Raw genomic sequence first — 13,961 nt, forward strand, 5'->3', positions numbered from 1 at the left:
CAACGCGTGCTCCTGCGGCCCCTCACGGACGTGGCTACACGCGGCACCGCCGACCCCGACCCCTGATCCCGTCGCCGACCTCCGGCGCCTGTCGCCTGTCGCCCGGCGTCAGACCACGCCGGTGCTCGCGAGGCGTCCGGCCGGCCCCCACAGCACCTCGACCGCGCCGCGACCCGCCAGCCGCCCGGCCTCGGCGGCGGCCAGCGCGTGCAACGCCGGCCCGACCCGCGTGGGACCGCCGAACTGGAAGTCGAGCTGGGTGCGATAGCGACCGGCGGCGTCGACCTTGACATCGAGGTACGGACGGATGTCGACGGCCTGTTCCACGCCCGGCGGCACGGCCCGCCACGGGCGTTCGTCCGGGGCCCGGCTGACATACGGCACGTCACGCCACCACAGAGCATCCGGAACGCACGCGACGACCGCCTCGGCGACGACGCGATGGTCGACGTGCCCGCCGAGCGCCTGCGGGGCGAGCACCAGGTCGGCGGCGAGCAGGCGCGGGCGCAGCGCGACGACCAGCGCCTCGCCGACCGGATCGTCGGGGCGGACCCCGGCAAACAGCTCCGGCGCACTGTCGTAGCCACGGTGCGGCGCCTCCGGCAGCGGCAGGTGCACCGGTCGGACGCCCAGCCTGCGGCACGCCGCCGCGTCCTCGGCGCGGCGCAGCGCCAGGTAGTCGACGTGCGCCGGCAGGCCCTTGTCGAGCTGGGTGGAAAGGGCGAACGGTGCCGGGTCCGGCACGGAGGCGGTGAAGCAGGTGAGCACCTCGACGAACCAGCCGGCGGCCACGAGAGCGGCGAGTGTGCCGCCGACGGAGAAGACGGCGTCGTCGAGGTGCGGACTGACCGCGACGGCCCGGCGGGGTCGGTGTCGCCGCCCGGTACGGCCGGTCACAGCAGGTGCGGCGCGGCCCGGAAGCGGCACTCCGGATCCACCGGCGGATCGACGATCTCCGGTGCGCCGACGCCCAGGCCGTCGTAGACGGCGGTGATCCGGCCGGCGATCACCGGCCAGCTCCACTCCCGCTCGACGTCGCGGCGGGCGCGGACGGCGAGCCGACGGCGCAGGGCGGCGTCGTCGAGCAGTCGACGTACCGCCGCGGCGAGGGCCGCCGGGTCACCGGCCGGTACGAGCAGACCGTTGTCGTCGGGGCGTACGCAGTCGCGTACGCCCACCACGTCGGTGGAGACCACGGGCAGTCCGCTCGCCATCGCCTCCAGGATGGTGTTGGAGAACCCCTCGGCGTAGGTGGGGCTGACGAAGATGTCGCCGCGGGCGTACACCTGGTGGGCCCGTTCGTAGCCGACGGCGCCGAGCAGTTCGACGTCGCCGGTCAGGCCCAGGTCGGCGATCCGCGCCCCGGTGGCGTCGACGTCGGGGCCGATGCCGGAGATGAGCAGCCGCACGGGTGTGGCGTCGGCGCGCAGCTTCGCCACCGCGTCGACCAGGTCCAGCACGCCCTTACGGGCATCGATGCGGCCGTGGTAGAGCACCACCGGCGGCACGGAGACCTCGCCGGGCGGTCGGGTGGGCGCGAACCGCTCGGTGTCGGTGGCCCCCGGCACGACGGTGAACCGGGCCGGGTCGAGATCGTGCCGGGCACAGACGTCGGCGGCGAACGACTCCGAGCCGATCAGCAGCGCCGGGGCGTGCGCGAAGACCGCCCGCACCAGGTGCCGGTGGGTGTCGCAGCAGGTGCCGACCCAGTGCCCGTCGCCGCCCTGCACCGAGACCACGGCGGGCAGGCCGGCGGCGCGGGCGGCCCGCAGCACCGCCAGGCCGTTCGGGTAGGCGTACTGGGCGTGCAGGACGTCGAACGGGCGTTGCGCGTGCAGTCGCAGCACCGTGTCGGTCATGGCGGCCACGTCCGCCTCGAAGTCGGCGGGGCCGCCCCGGCCGACCGCCTGCTCACCGTGCGCCTCGAGCGCGTGCACCGCGACGCCGGTCGGAACCCGGTCGGCCGGCGGAGGGCCGCCGCCGTAGACGGCGCGGCCGGCCGCGTCGCCGCGGTACTGCGAGACGAGCGTGACGTCGTGGCCGGCCCGCACCAGATGCCGCAACAGGTTCTCCGCGTACGCGCTCATGCCGGACACCGCCGGCCAGTAGCGGCGCGAGACGAAGCAGACCCTCATCGCACGGTCACCTCCAGGTCCCCGGCGGGACCGGCCGCGTCGGCGTACCGGCGCTCCGCCGCCCGCAACGCCGCCAGCGCGGCGGGCACCAGCGTGTCCGCCCGGTGCGCGTCGCGGGACAACTCCAGGCTGACCAGCCCGGTGTAACCGATCCCGGTCAGCGCGCCGAGCACCGCCGGGAAGTCCATGTCGCCCTCGCCCGGGGCCCGGTGTTCGTGCCGCCCCCGGGGCATGTCCTCCACCGCGCACGCGCCGAGCGCCGGGCCGAAGGCCCGCACCGCCTCCGCCGGCGAGTACCGGCCGGAGACCAGGCAGTGCCCGGTGTCCAGGGCCAGGGTCAGGCCCGGCACCTCGGCGGCGAGCCGGGCCCAGTCGTCGCAGTCGTCGACGAGCATGCCCGGTTCGGGCTCGAACGCGCAGCGCACGCCCCGCCCGGCCGCGTGGCCCACCACGTCGCGCACCCCGTCGACGAGCCAGCCCCAGCAGCGGTCCCGGTCCGTGCCTGGCTCGGGAACGCCGGCCCAGAACGAGACCGCCTCGCTGCCCAGCCCGGCGGCGACGTCGACGCAGGTGCGCAGGAAGGCCCGCCGCCGGGCGCGGTCCGCCTCGTCCGCGCTGACCAGCGTCGGGTGGTGCTTGCGGCGGGCGTCGAGCAGGAAGCGGGCACCGGTCTCCACGACGCTGGCCAGGCCCAGCCGGTCGAGGCGGCGGGCGAGCCGCGCCGTGCGGCCGGCAAGGTCGGGGGCGTACGGGTCGTGGTGCGCCACGTCGAGGGTGAGGGCGACCCCGTCGTAGCCGGCGTCGGCGAGCAACGCGAGGGCGTCGTCGAGGCGGTGTGAGGTCAGGCCGTTGGTGTTGTAGGCGTACCGCAGCCTCATGCGGCGCTCCGGACGACGGCGTGCCGGGTCGGTTCCCGGTACAGCGGGTAGAGCGGTCCGACGGTACGGGCCACCCCGGCGAGGTCCAGCCACGCGGCACCGCCGAGCCGGTCCCGGCCAGCCGCGTCGAGGACGACCGCCGCGGTGCCCTCGCGCGGCGGTGGCCCCGACCCGACCAGCGGCGAGTCCCGCTCGACCAGGCGCGCCACCCCACGCGCGCCGATCCGACCGTACGACATGGTCTCCGCCTCCAGGCCCGGCACGATCACCTTGACCGCGACCGCCCCCTCCCCCGGTGCCACGACGACGAGCACGTCGAACCCGGCGAGCCGGTGCAGCAACTCCGCCAGCAGCGCGGACGGTTCGTCCAGCGTGCCCGGCGCGACGGTGGGCAGTGCGGAGAACGGCACCCGGGTCCGCTCGGCCAGCACCACCGGCGCCAACAGGTCACGCAGTTCGGTGCCGCTGAGCCGGGTCCAGGCGCGCATCGCCCGCAGCGCCTGCGGCTCCTGCCGCACGGGCGGTCGGGCGAGTTCCCGCCGCCAGTACGCCTCCGGCACGACCGGCCGCAACACGTCGAGCTGACTGTGGGAGAAGACCTTGCGGGCGCGGGAGGAGACGTACTCCAGCACCGCCTTGCGTAGCGCGGTCTCCCGGTCCGGGTGGGCCGCCTCGCCGCACGCGGTCACCGCCAGCGGCGGCGTGCCCGGCTCCCGGTCGACGCCCACGACGTGCACGTCGACCATCCCGAAGTCGGTGGCGGCGAGCTTCGGGAGCACGTCGATCCCGGCGGCCCGGAGCCGGGCCAGCGTGGCCAGGGTCACCGGATCGCGTACGTCGTCGAGGTCGATGACCACCCCGGGGTCCATAGCCCGGAAGGCGGTGGTGTTCCCGTCGCGTTGCAGCAGTTCCAGCAGACCGTGCGCGACCGCCCGTTCGACGGTGTCCCCCGCGCCGGAACCGTTGGTGATGGTGGTGATCAGCCGCTCCGCCGGGTCCTGCCACGGCAGGTCGCCGTCCGACGAGGCGCAGAACTCGGCGGGTACGAGGACGGTCTCGCCGGTGCGCCAGCGCAGCGTGGGAAGCCAGGACCGCGGCTGGTCGTCGTCCACGACGGTGCCGGCGGTCAGCACGAGGGACCGGGGATCCACCACACCGTCCGGGCCGACCGCCCGAAGCAGCTCACGGTAGGAGGCCCGCCGCGGGGCCAGCGTCCGCAGGTGGCGGTGCAGCAGCAGGTCCTCCACCAGTTCCCCGTACGCGCCGGTCCGGGCCTGCTCGGCCGTCGGCCCGTAGCCGATGGCCGCGGCGCGCGGCCAACCGTCGCCGAGGTGGTCCGCGGCGACCACGGGCATTCCGAGCCGGTCGACGGCGCTGATGTCGAAGTCGCCGACCTCGCCGGGCGGCAGGGCACCGGCGAGCTGGTCGGCCACCGACGCGGCGGTGCCGGTGTCGGTGCGGGGCCGCAGGGCTCGGGTCATGTCAGCTCCTCGATGGGGATCGGGCCGGCGAGCGGCTGCCCGCGCAGCTGCCGGTCGAACAGCGCGAGCACCTGCTCGCGGCCGACGGGGGCCGCGTACTCGAACGGGGTGGCGACGGCGTCGAAGTCGAGCGTCGCCACCAGCGCACGGGCCTGGCGGATCTCGTCGTGCGACAGGGGGATCTGGGCGTGGTACGCCTTGTGGCAGGACAGGCCCACCGGAGTCGTACCGGCCAGCTCCACCTTGATCAGGTCACCGACGAAGAGGATGCGCCGGCGGGTGTCGTGCAACACGCTGTGGCCGGGGAAGTGACCGCCGCTGCGGTACATCACCAGCCCCGGCGCCAGGTCGAGCCGGTCGTCGGCGGGCCACGTCACCCGGAACGCCTTGGTCCAGACCAGGTCGTCGACGCCGACGGCGAGTACCGGCGGGGCCAGCTCGTCCTGCAACTGCCACAGCGCGCCGTAGCCGTGCACGTGACTGGCGCCGAGCGCGACCAGGCCGCCCCGGCGGCGCAGGTCGGCCAGGGCGGCGGGGGGATACCAGCCGGCGGCCTCCCAACCGACCAGTCCGACGTCGGTCTCGACCACCCAGCCGGTGCTGCCCAGCCCGAGCTGCGGCTCGCACCAGTAGCCGGTCACCCCCGGGGCGACCTCCGCCCACCGGGCCTGCCGGCCGGCCGCCACCTCGTCGGCCGGATGGAACAGCCACCCGTCCTCCGGCAGGGCGTTGCGTACGTCCGTGCAGACCGGGCAGCCCGGTGGCGGGGCGAACCAGCGTTGCCAGTGCCCGCAGTTGTCGCACGCGTACGGCCGCAGCGGCATGTGTCAGCTCCCTCCGGCGGTGTGCAGCAGCTCGTGCAGGCGCAGGTCCCGGGCCAGCGGCCAGCGCCACCGCGCGCCCCGCACGGCCGCGCCGAAGGCACCGACCTGGGCGGTGAACGGGCTGGTGTGGGTGTCGAACGGCAGCTCGGCGGTGCCACCGGTGGCCGCGTCGAGGCGTCGGAGACGGCCGCCCGCGGTCTGGCCCATGGTGTCGACGGCGACGAGCTGGGCGCGGGTACCGACGATCTCCAGGCGACGGCGGGGCAGCCGGTCTGCGGTGTTGAAGCTGACGTGCATCGAGACGAGGACCCCGCCCGCCGTGGTGCCGCTCAGCATCGCCCCGTCCTCGACCGGATAGGGGTGCACCCGTCGCTGGGTGAGCACGGTGAGCGTGGTCAGGTCGTCGCCGAGCAGCACGCCGACCAGGTCCACCCCGTGCGGCGCGAGGTCGGCCAGCGCGCCTCCGCCGGAGCGGGCCGGGTCGATCCGCCAGTTGTCGTGGGCGCGGCCGTCCGGGGTCCAGTCCGGGGGCAGCCAGCAGCCGTAGACGATGCGCACCGCCGTCACCGTGCCGAGATCCCCGCTGGCCACGAGGTCGGCGACGACCCGGTGCGCCGGGTGGAACCGCTGGTCGAAGGCGGCACCGGCGAGCGTGCCACCGGCGGCGGCGACCAGTCGGCGGGCGTCGGTCACGGTCGCCGCGAGGGGCTTCTCGCAGAGCACGGGCAGGCCGGCCTTGGCGATCACCGCGACCAGGTCGGCGTGCGTGTCGGTCGGGGTGGCGACGTAGACCGCCTCGACGTCGCGGCAGTCGAGGAGAGCGTCGAGGTCGGCGGTGGCCAGCACGTCCGGCCGAAGGGCGTCCGCCGCCGCCGGCTCGCGGTCGCAGGCCGCCACGAGGCGGGCACCGGCGGCCCGGATCGCCGGGGCGACGTGGTCGCGGGCCACCCACCCGCACCCCACCACCCCCACCGCACCGGGTCGGCCATGGCGGTCACCACCGCTCGGGCAGGTCGAGCAGGAGCCGGCGGTGCACCGCGTCCGGCCCGGGTGTGTCGGGCCAGTGCGGCGGCAGGTACGTCGCCGCCCGTCGGCCGTACTCGGCCGCCCACCGGTCGTCCGGCCAGACTCGGTCGCCGTCGGCGTAGAGCGGGTTGCGACGCAGCGACGTGCCCGCGGCGGGCAGCAGCAGTGCCGGGTCGGGGGGCGCTTCGGCCCCGTCGCGGGCGAGCCCGAGGGCCTCGGTGGCCGCCAGCGCCGCGTCGGTGGCCGGCATCGGGGGCCGCCCGCCGGCCGTCGCGGCGGTCAGCTCCTCCTCGGCGTACGCGGTGGCGCCGGGCAGCAGCGCCGTCCACTCCTGGGCCAGCAGCGGCAGTCCGGCCCGGCCGGCCGGATGCCGGGCGTTGTGCAGGTGCCCCAGCAGCACCGCTCCACGCGGGCCGGCGGCGGCTGCCGCGGCGGCCACGAAGGCGGCCTTGTCGGGGAGGAAGTACAGCGCGTCGTGGCAGGCGACGTGACGCGGGCCGGCGGCGGGGGGCAGCGGCCAGCCGGCGGTCAGGTCGGCGCAGACCAGCGCGACCGGCGCGGCGGGCGGCAGCACGAAGCGGCGGGCCAGCCACAGCTTGGCGAAGACGACGTCCACGCCGGTGAGGTCGGGGTGCCCGTGGAGGGCGAGGTGTCGCAGCAGGTGCCCGGCGCCGCAGGCCAGGTCCACCACCGGACGACCGGCCGGCGGATGGGCCGCGGTGAGCGCCAGCACGGCCAGCCAGCTGGGGTCGGACCAGCGGTGCCGGAAGTAGGTGCCGACCCGGCCGAGGCCGAGCAGGTCCACCGCCTCGGTCAGGGTCCGGGCCTGCAGCGCCGCCCGGAGCCGGTGCGGCGGCGGAGCCGGACCGTCCCACCAGTCGTCGGCGTCGGCGAGCAGCGACACCGTCGCACCGCCCGGGTCACCGGCGTCCAGCGCCGCCACCGCGACCTCGCGCAGCTCGTCACGTCCGGGTCGCAGCCACGGTATGCCGTCGACGACCGGCCAGCGGCGCACACCGTCGGTGAGGGTGTGCGGGGTGTCGGCCCGCAGTCCGCTGCCGTCCGGGCCGCGCCATCCGGCGTCGGTGACAGGCGTTTCGACGGTGGTCACAGCCCTGCCGCCCGCAGCACGGCGTGGTGGTATCCGGCGACTGGCCCGTCGTGCACCAGTTCCAGGTCGACCAGGGCCTGTTCGGCGGTGAAGGCCGCCGCCCGGGCATGGTGGTGTGCCTGGAGGACCCGGTCCAGCACGTCGGCGGCGTGGAACGCCGCCCCGAGCGGGCTGTGCGCGTCCGCCCGGCCCGTCAACGTGGCGCGTACCCGCGCCGCGAGCGGAGCGGGCAGGGTGGCGAGTTCGATCTCGGTGAGTCGGTCGGTGACCGTCCCGAGGTGCTCGCCGAGCAGCAGTTCCCCGGCGAAGCCGGCGTCGGGGAGCCGGGCGTTGTGCAGGTGGTGCGCCAACCCGAGCAGGAACGCCGATCCGGGGTCGGCACCGACGTCCTCGGCGAGCAGCGCGCCGTAGACGGCAACCGCCCAGCAGTGCTCCGCGTGGTTCTCGGCCGGCTCGACGACCAGGCGCGCCCGGCCCGGGGCGGTGGCCCCGGCCCGGGGCTGGCGGCGCAGCGCGGACACGAACGGCGGTCCGCCGTCCTCGGCGGCGTGGTCGGCCGCCAGTTCGGGCAGCGCGGCGTGCAGCCGGCCGACGGTGCCCGGGTGCAGCGCGTCGGCCAACTCGGCGACGGCCCCGGCGAGGACGTTCTCCACGTCCGGTGCCGACAGGCCGCAGGCGGTGAGGGTGGGGGCGTCCAGGCCGCCGAGGCGCGCCCCGGCCACCGCGGCGGCGCACTCCCGCGCCGCCACCGCCCCGGGGTCGGCACCGGCGACCAGTGCCGTCCAGGCCCGGACGAAGGCCCGTTCGGCGGCGGACCCGTCGGCGTGCGCCACCCGGACCCGCTTCAGGTCGCCGATCTGCCGGAACACCGGCGCCACCGCGGCCAGTCGCTGCGCCGGCGGCCCGGCCAGCACGACGGTCACGCCGCGTCCAACCACCGCAGCAGGGCCTGCTCCTGCGCGTGCAGGGCGTGTTGCGCAGGACCGCCGTCGCGGGTCATCGGGGCCTTGAAGAAGTAGCCGAGCTGCTCCTGCGGGCCGCCTTCGCCGCGGCGTGCCGCCTCGGCGACCAACCGCACCAGCTCCAGCACCAGCGGCGCGGCGAGGATCGAGTCCCGGCACAGGAAGTCGACCTTCATCTGCATCCGCTGGCCGAGGAAGCCGATCAGGTCGATGTTGTCCCAGGCCTCCTTGGCGTCGCCGCGGGGACGGTAGTAGTCGATGCGGACCACGTGGTCGTCGACCGGGTAGCCGAGGATCTCGTCGAGCACCGAGCCCTTGGTGTCGAGCTTGCTGGCCAGCGACGACGGGTCGTCGAGGATCTGCCCGTCGCGGTTGCCGAGGATGTTGGTCGAGTACCAGCCCTCGACGGCGAGCGCCCGGGACCGGAACGCCGGCGCCAGCACCGTCTTGACCAGCGTCTGGCCGGTCTTGCCGTCCTTGCCGGCGACCGGCACCCGGTCCCGCTCGGCCAGTTCGCGCAGCGCCGGCACGTCGGCCCCGAGGCTCGGGGTGAAGTTGACGTACGGGCAGCCCTCCCGCAGCGCCGCGTACGCGTAGAGCAGGCCCGGCGTGATCGCCGGGTCGTCGCGGTCCAGGCCCGTTTCGAACGCGGCCAGCCCCGCCAGTACGGGCGTGGCGGGGTCGGGCCGCGCCTCGGTGGAGGCGAGGTTGACCACCACCACCCGCTCCAGCTGCTGTCCGGTCCGGAACCGGCGCAGGTCCTCCCGGAGGTGCGCGACGCGGTCCCGCAGCGGGCCGACCGGCACCACGTTGGCGCCGGCCGCGTTGCGACACCACGCCGGGTCGGCCACCGCCGGCCAGGGCTTGATCGCCTGTAGCGGGCCCGCGACGGTGTCCAGCTGCGCCGGCTCCACCACCCGGTGCAGGTGGGCGGCCTTGGCGAGGTCGTCGGGGGCCAGGTCCCAACCCCCGAAGACGAGCGCCTCGTACGGCACCAGATCCCTGCGGTCGGCGAGCGGGAGCCCCGACAGGTCCCGCATACCGAGGCGCAGCAGTTCCACCCCGGCGACCGCGGTCGTGGCCACCGCGCCGCCCAGCCCGACCACCGCGACCCCGATGCGTTGCTCCGTCATGGTTCCTCCCGTGTCGACCCGGCCGGTCGGACTCGGGCGGCCGGATACCCAAGAAGGGCCGGCACATTCCCCCTGATTCCGGGCGGACCGCCACAGCGGGCGCGCTGTGGCAATCACCGGCGCCGGACCGTCGACCGAGGTCAGGATGCAGGTGGGGGCGGGTGCTCACCCACGGTTCGCCTCGGGGGGAGGGCTGGTCGTGAAGGTGCTCATCGCGGGCGGCGCGGGATTCATCGGCAGTACGGTCGCGTCCCGGCTGCTCGACGCCGGCCACACACCGGTCGTGATCGACAACCTGGTGACCGGCCGGCGCGAGTTCTGCTACGGGCGGATCTTCCACGAGGGCGACGTGGCCGACGCCGCGACGGTGGACCACGTCCTGCGCCACCACCCGGACATCGAGGCGGTGGTGCACTGCGCGGCGCTGATCGTCGTGCCGGACTCGGTGTCCCGCCCGGTCGACTACTACCGCGCCAACGTGGCCGCGACGTTGGAGTTCGTCGACCGACTGCTCGCCCACGGCGTACGGCGGCTGATCTTCAGCTCGTCGGCGTCGATCTACGAACCCGGCCCGGACCTCGCCGTGGACGAGGCGTCGCCGTTGCGGGCCGGCAACCCGTACGCGCACACCAAGCTCGTCGTGGAGCGGATGCTGGCCGACATCGCCGCCAGCAGCCCGCTCCGGGTGCTCTCGCTGCGCTACTTCAACCCGATCGGCGCCGACCCGGCGCTGCGCACCGGCCCGCAGCTCCCCACACCCTCACACGCCCTCGGCCGACTCGTGCACGCCCACCGCACAGGTGTGCCGTTCCCCCTGACCGGCCTCGACTGGCCCACCCGCGACGGCACCGGACTGCGCGACTACGTGCACGTCTGGGACCTCGCCACGGCCCATCTGCGGGCCCTGGAACGCTTCGACCGCCTCTTCACCGCCGACGGTCCCCGGCACACCGCGGTCAACCTCGGCACCGGCACAGGGACGACCGTGCTCGAACTCGTGTCGGCGTTCAACGCGCTGGTCGACGACCCGGTCGCCGTCGTCGAGGCACCACGCCGCCCGGGCGACAGCGCCGGCGCGTACACCCGGAGCCGCCTGGCGTGGGACCTGCTCGGCTGGCGCGCGGAGCGGGACCTGGCCGCGGGCATCGCCGACTCGCTGGCCTGGTCCCGTCGGCGGGAACTGCTGCTGCCCGACCACCCGGCCGACGACCTCCGGCAGGCCGAGCGGGCTCAGCGTGCGTCGGCGCGGTAGAAGACGAACCGGCAACGGTCCTGATGCTGTTCCCGCTGTTGTTGACGCCTGCGTTCCGGGTACGCCCGCCCACCGGGTGACGCCGTCAGCGGGGAGCGCTGCCGAAGGCGCTGGACAGGTACGCCCGGGAGTCGGCGATGGCGCCCTCGATGATCCGGGCCGCCTCGCGGGCCTCCTCGGGTCGGTGCCCGGCCTGCACCTGGAGCCGGAACCGCGACGAGCCGGTCGGGGTCACCGGGAACTCGACCATGAACGCCAGCACCCCCCGGTCGAACAGCAGGCGGTTCGCCGTCCGCGCCAGCTTCTCGTTGCCGATCAGTAGCGGCACGATCGGTGACGGCTCACCCATGCAGGTCAGCCCCCGGTCGGTCAGCTCGTCACGCAGAGCGTGGATCGCGGTGAAGAGCCGGGCCCGCAGCGCGTCCCCCTCGGCCGACCGGATGATCCTGGTGGCCTCCCGCACCACCGCGGTCTGCACCGGTGACAGGGCGTTGGAGAAGAAGTGTGAGCCGCCGAACATCTTGATGTACTGCTTCAGGGCCGGCGAGTTCGACGCCACGAAGCCACCGTTGGAGCAGAACGTCTTGGAGAACGCGCCCATCACGACGTCGACGCTGCCGAGCAGGTCCTGCATCCCCAGCACGCCCGTGCCACCCGGCCCCATCGAGCCCAGGTCGTGTGCCACGTCCACCAGCAGGGTGGCGTCGTGTTCCCGGCAGACGCGTTGCAGGGTGACGAGGTCCGGCCAGTCCGCGTCCACCGAGAAGAGCCCGTCGGTGACCACCAGGATGCCGTTGCGGGTGTCGGTGGCCCGGATCTCGGTCAGGTGCCGGCGCACCGCCTCGACGTTGAGGTGTTCGTAGCGGACCACGTTGCGGGTGGCCGCCCGTGCCCCCTGCTGGAGGCAGGAGTGGGCCAGCCGGTCGATCAGGATGTGGTCGGACTGCCGGACCAGACCGACGACCGCGCCGAAGCCCGCCGCCCAGCCGGTCGGGAAGAGTGTCACGTGGTCGAGCCCGACCAGGTCGCCGAGGGCCGCCTCCAGCTCGTCGGAGATGCGGGTGTTGCCCAGCACCATCGGCGAGCCGGCGCTGTGCGGCCCGTAGTCGTGCATCGCCCTGGTCGCCGCCTCCCGGATCGCCGGGTGGGTGTTGAACGACAGGTAGTCCTGCGAGTTGAAGTTGATGCCCCGCGCCCGCCGGCCCAGGTCGTTGGTGATCTGGGCGATGCTGTCCGGCGCCGCCTCCAGCACCCGGGAGTACTGCCAGGTCTCCGTACGGCGGCGGGCCTGCACCCAGCCGTAGAAGTCCTCGGTACGGGTCAGCAGGTTGCGGCCGGCGGGTCGGTAGAAGTCGTACGCGTTCTTGTCCAGCGCGTACTCCTCGTCGGGGTCGACGGGATTGCGCAGGTGGGCCGGCTCCCACATCTCGGTGAGGTCGGCGACCACCCGGGCCAGCTCGTCGTCGGCTCCCTCGAGCGCCGCGAGGTCGTCCCACGGGATGTGGGTGGCCCAGTTGCGGGTCATCTCGGAGACCTCGGGCGCGGTACGCGCCATGGTCTCGAAGTCCCCGCGCTGCGCCGCCTGGAGGATGATCCCGATGAGTTCGCCGTCTTCACGCTGGTCCAGCTCGATGGTCACGGTGTCGTCTCCCTGGGGGATCATCAGGCGAAGATGTTCTGCTGGTAGCTGCGGGAGGTCTCCGCGAAGTTCTCGAAGACCGCGTGGTCGGCGGAGGACTCCTTCGCGGCGTCGTTGAGCAGGAACAGGTTGGACGCCTGGAAGAACTCCGACACCGGCGCGACGTCGGCATGCGTGGCGATGAACCGGTCGGTCTCCTGCTGGTTGCCGCGCAACGCGACGAACAGTTGCAACTCGTCGTGCCGGTACGGGCGCATCTCGGCGAGCGTGCAGACGTAGTCGTGGTAGGCGGCGGCGTTCTGGCTCCGGCGGCGGTCCCCGTAGGCGGTCATCGCCGCGTCGATCGACGCGTCACCGCGCAGCCACCGGTCGAGTGCGGCGCTGACCAGCTCGGCGTCCCGGAAGGCGTGGGTCATGCCGATCGCGGTGCACTGGTCCTTGGCAGACTCGGCGTCACCGACGAGCACCCACCCGGGCCCGTGCAGTGGCCGGAGGAAGGCCGACTGGTCCAGGGTGCCGTAGAAGCGCTCCTCCCTGGTCCCCTCGGTGCGTACCACCTCGCCCAGCTCCGGACTGACGAAGTCCAACGCCTTCTGGTAGTTGCCCGGCACGTCACCGCGGAACTCCCGCGACCACTCACTCGGCCCCCAGACCAGGACCATGTTCTGCGCGAAGTTCGTCGGCACCACCGCGCAGGCCAGCCGGCCACGCCGGTGCAGCTGTGCCGGGCCGAGGTCGAAGCCGGACCAGTAGCTCCAGTAGGCGAACGTGCAGCGGGGGCGCTCGTCGTACTTCGGCAGCGCCAGGGTACGGGCGACGAACGAGTTCCGACCGTCGGCGCCGACCACGATCCGGGCCCGCTCCTCGACCAGTTCCCCGTCGGGCGCGCGCCCCCGGATGCCGACGACCTGCCCGTCCTCGACGATCAACTCCCGGACGGTGAAGCTGGTGCGTACCTCGGCACCGGCCTTGGCCGCCGCGTCGACCAGGATCTCGTCGAGCACCCGACGCCGCACGGAGGCGTAGCTCTGCACCACGTCCGAGTCGTCGCCGTGCAGGTCCCGGAAGTACTCGCGCAGCAGTTCGATCGGCACCGAGCCGGTCAGCGAGATGCCGTCGTTGACCACCTCGACCGTGGTGTGCGCCGGGGTGACCGCCAGGACCTGGTCCAGCAGTCCCCACCGGTTGAGGTAGGACATCCCGTGCGGCCAGAGGAAGTGCGTCGAGATGACGTCGCTGGGGAACGAGGAACGGTCCACCACCAGCACGCGGTGGCCACGTCGGGCGAGCAACAGGGCGGTGGACGCACCCGAACAGCGGGCGCCGACGACGATCACGTCGTACATCTGCATCGGTCCTTCGTCGTTGTGGCGGTGGCGGTGCAGGCGCAGGTAGGGGCTGCGACGGCGGGAAACCCACCCCAGGAGCAGCCCGGGTACGCGCATCGACGCCGGCCGCCACGGCCGGAGCAGGTCACCGGGTCGGTTAGGCGTCTGGCCCCGCTGCCTCCGCCGCACGGC

12 protein-coding genes are annotated in these 13,961 nt (G+C 74.4%); 1 reads left to right on the top strand and 11 read right to left on the bottom strand.

Annotation, left to right across the window (positions count from 1 at the left end; genetic code table 11):
- Window positions 1–108: 108 nt before the first annotated feature.
- The 9 genes from GA0070616_RS11780 to GA0070616_RS11820 are packed head-to-tail and all read right to left on the bottom strand — an operon-like array spanning window position 109 to window position 9,550.
- Complete coding sequence (locus GA0070616_RS11780; RefSeq protein WP_091080858.1) at window positions 109–897, bottom strand: PIG-L deacetylase family protein; 789 nt, start codon at window positions 895–897, stop codon at window positions 109–111.
- Window positions 894–2,135 (bottom strand): glycosyltransferase family 4 protein, encoded by a 1,242-nt coding sequence (locus GA0070616_RS11785; RefSeq protein WP_091080861.1) that lies wholly within the window; start codon window positions 2,133–2,135, stop codon window positions 894–896. Before GA0070616_RS11785 ends, GA0070616_RS11780 begins: the two co-directional genes overlap by 4 nt.
- Window positions 2,132–3,013 (bottom strand): sugar phosphate isomerase/epimerase family protein, encoded by an 882-nt coding sequence (locus GA0070616_RS11790; protein WP_091080866.1) that lies wholly within the window; start codon window positions 3,011–3,013, stop codon window positions 2,132–2,134. The genes GA0070616_RS11785 and GA0070616_RS11790 overlap by 4 nt, the downstream gene beginning before the upstream one ends.
- Window positions 3,010–4,494 carry a YcaO-like family protein gene (locus GA0070616_RS11795; RefSeq protein ID WP_091080868.1) on the bottom strand — a complete coding sequence of 495 codons (1,485 nt, stop codon included), beginning with the start codon at window positions 4,492–4,494 and terminating at the stop codon, window positions 3,010–3,012. The genes GA0070616_RS11790 and GA0070616_RS11795 overlap by 4 nt, the downstream gene beginning before the upstream one ends.
- On the bottom strand, window positions 4,491–5,318 hold the full coding sequence (locus tag GA0070616_RS11800; RefSeq protein ID WP_091080871.1) for an MBL fold metallo-hydrolase: 828 nt from the start codon (window positions 5,316–5,318) through the stop codon (window positions 4,491–4,493). Before GA0070616_RS11800 ends, GA0070616_RS11795 begins: the two co-directional genes overlap by 4 nt.
- Window positions 5,319–5,321: 3 nt before the next feature.
- The gene (locus GA0070616_RS11805; RefSeq protein ID WP_091080875.1) at window positions 5,322–6,290 is read right to left on the bottom strand and encodes a Gfo/Idh/MocA family protein; all 969 of its coding nucleotides are present in this window, start codon (window positions 6,288–6,290) and stop codon (window positions 5,322–5,324) included.
- A 22-nt stretch (window positions 6,291–6,312) separates the two neighbouring features.
- On the bottom strand, window positions 6,313–7,455 hold the full coding sequence (locus GA0070616_RS11810) for a class I SAM-dependent methyltransferase (RefSeq protein WP_217628188.1): 1,143 nt from the start codon (window positions 7,453–7,455) through the stop codon (window positions 6,313–6,315).
- On the bottom strand, window positions 7,452–8,378 hold the full coding sequence (locus GA0070616_RS11815) for an HD domain-containing protein (protein ID WP_217628189.1): 927 nt from the start codon (window positions 8,376–8,378) through the stop codon (window positions 7,452–7,454). Before GA0070616_RS11815 ends, GA0070616_RS11810 begins: the two co-directional genes overlap by 4 nt.
- Window positions 8,375–9,550 carry an inositol-3-phosphate synthase gene (locus GA0070616_RS11820; protein ID WP_091080878.1) on the bottom strand — a complete coding sequence of 392 codons (1,176 nt, stop codon included), beginning with the start codon at window positions 9,548–9,550 and terminating at the stop codon, window positions 8,375–8,377. The genes GA0070616_RS11815 and GA0070616_RS11820 overlap by 4 nt, the downstream gene beginning before the upstream one ends.
- Window positions 9,551–9,749: 199 nt before the next feature.
- On the opposite strand from GA0070616_RS11820, the gene galE reads away from it, so the two are divergent.
- A complete protein-coding gene (galE, locus tag GA0070616_RS11825; RefSeq protein WP_091090541.1) occupies window positions 9,750–10,802 on the top strand; it encodes a UDP-glucose 4-epimerase GalE in 1,053 nt (350 codons plus the stop codon).
- Between the two features lie 85 nt (window positions 10,803–10,887).
- On the opposite strand, the gene GA0070616_RS11830 is transcribed toward galE, so the two are convergent.
- Both GA0070616_RS11830 and GA0070616_RS11835 read right to left on the bottom strand, forming a co-directional pair.
- Window positions 10,888–12,465: an aminotransferase class I/II-fold pyridoxal phosphate-dependent enzyme gene (locus GA0070616_RS11830; RefSeq protein WP_091080881.1), complete on the bottom strand. Its 1,578-nt coding sequence runs from the start codon at window positions 12,463–12,465 to the stop codon at window positions 10,888–10,890.
- The gene (locus tag GA0070616_RS11835) at window positions 12,465–13,793 is read right to left on the bottom strand and encodes an NAD(P)/FAD-dependent oxidoreductase (RefSeq protein WP_091080884.1); all 1,329 of its coding nucleotides are present in this window, start codon (window positions 13,791–13,793) and stop codon (window positions 12,465–12,467) included. Before GA0070616_RS11835 ends, GA0070616_RS11830 begins: the two co-directional genes overlap by 1 nt.
- Window positions 13,794–13,961: the final 168 nt, after the last annotated feature.

Origin of the sequence: Micromonospora nigra (genome assembly GCF_900091585.1) — a bacterium.
Taxonomy (GTDB): domain Bacteria; phylum Actinomycetota; class Actinomycetes; order Mycobacteriales; family Micromonosporaceae; genus Micromonospora; species Micromonospora nigra.

Coding starts and splice junctions, on each gene's coding strand:
- GA0070616_RS11785 (WP_091080861.1), bottom strand. CDS start 2,135: ATGAGGGTCTGCTTCGTCTCGCGCCGCTACTGGCCGGCGGTGTCCGGC.
- GA0070616_RS11790 (WP_091080866.1), bottom strand. CDS start 3,013: ATGAGGCTGCGGTACGCCTACAACACCAACGGCCTGACCTCACACCGC.
- GA0070616_RS11795 (WP_091080868.1), bottom strand. CDS start 4,494: ATGACCCGAGCCCTGCGGCCCCGCACCGACACCGGCACCGCCGCGTCG.
- GA0070616_RS11800 (WP_091080871.1), bottom strand. CDS start 5,318: ATGCCGCTGCGGCCGTACGCGTGCGACAACTGCGGGCACTGGCAACGC.
- GA0070616_RS11820 (WP_091080878.1), bottom strand. CDS start 9,550: ATGACGGAGCAACGCATCGGGGTCGCGGTGGTCGGGCTGGGCGGCGCG.
- GA0070616_RS11830 (WP_091080881.1), bottom strand. CDS start 12,465: ATGATCCCCCAGGGAGACGACACCGTGACCATCGAGCTGGACCAGCGT.
- GA0070616_RS11835 (WP_091080884.1), bottom strand. CDS start 13,793: ATGCAGATGTACGACGTGATCGTCGTCGGCGCCCGCTGTTCGGGTGCG.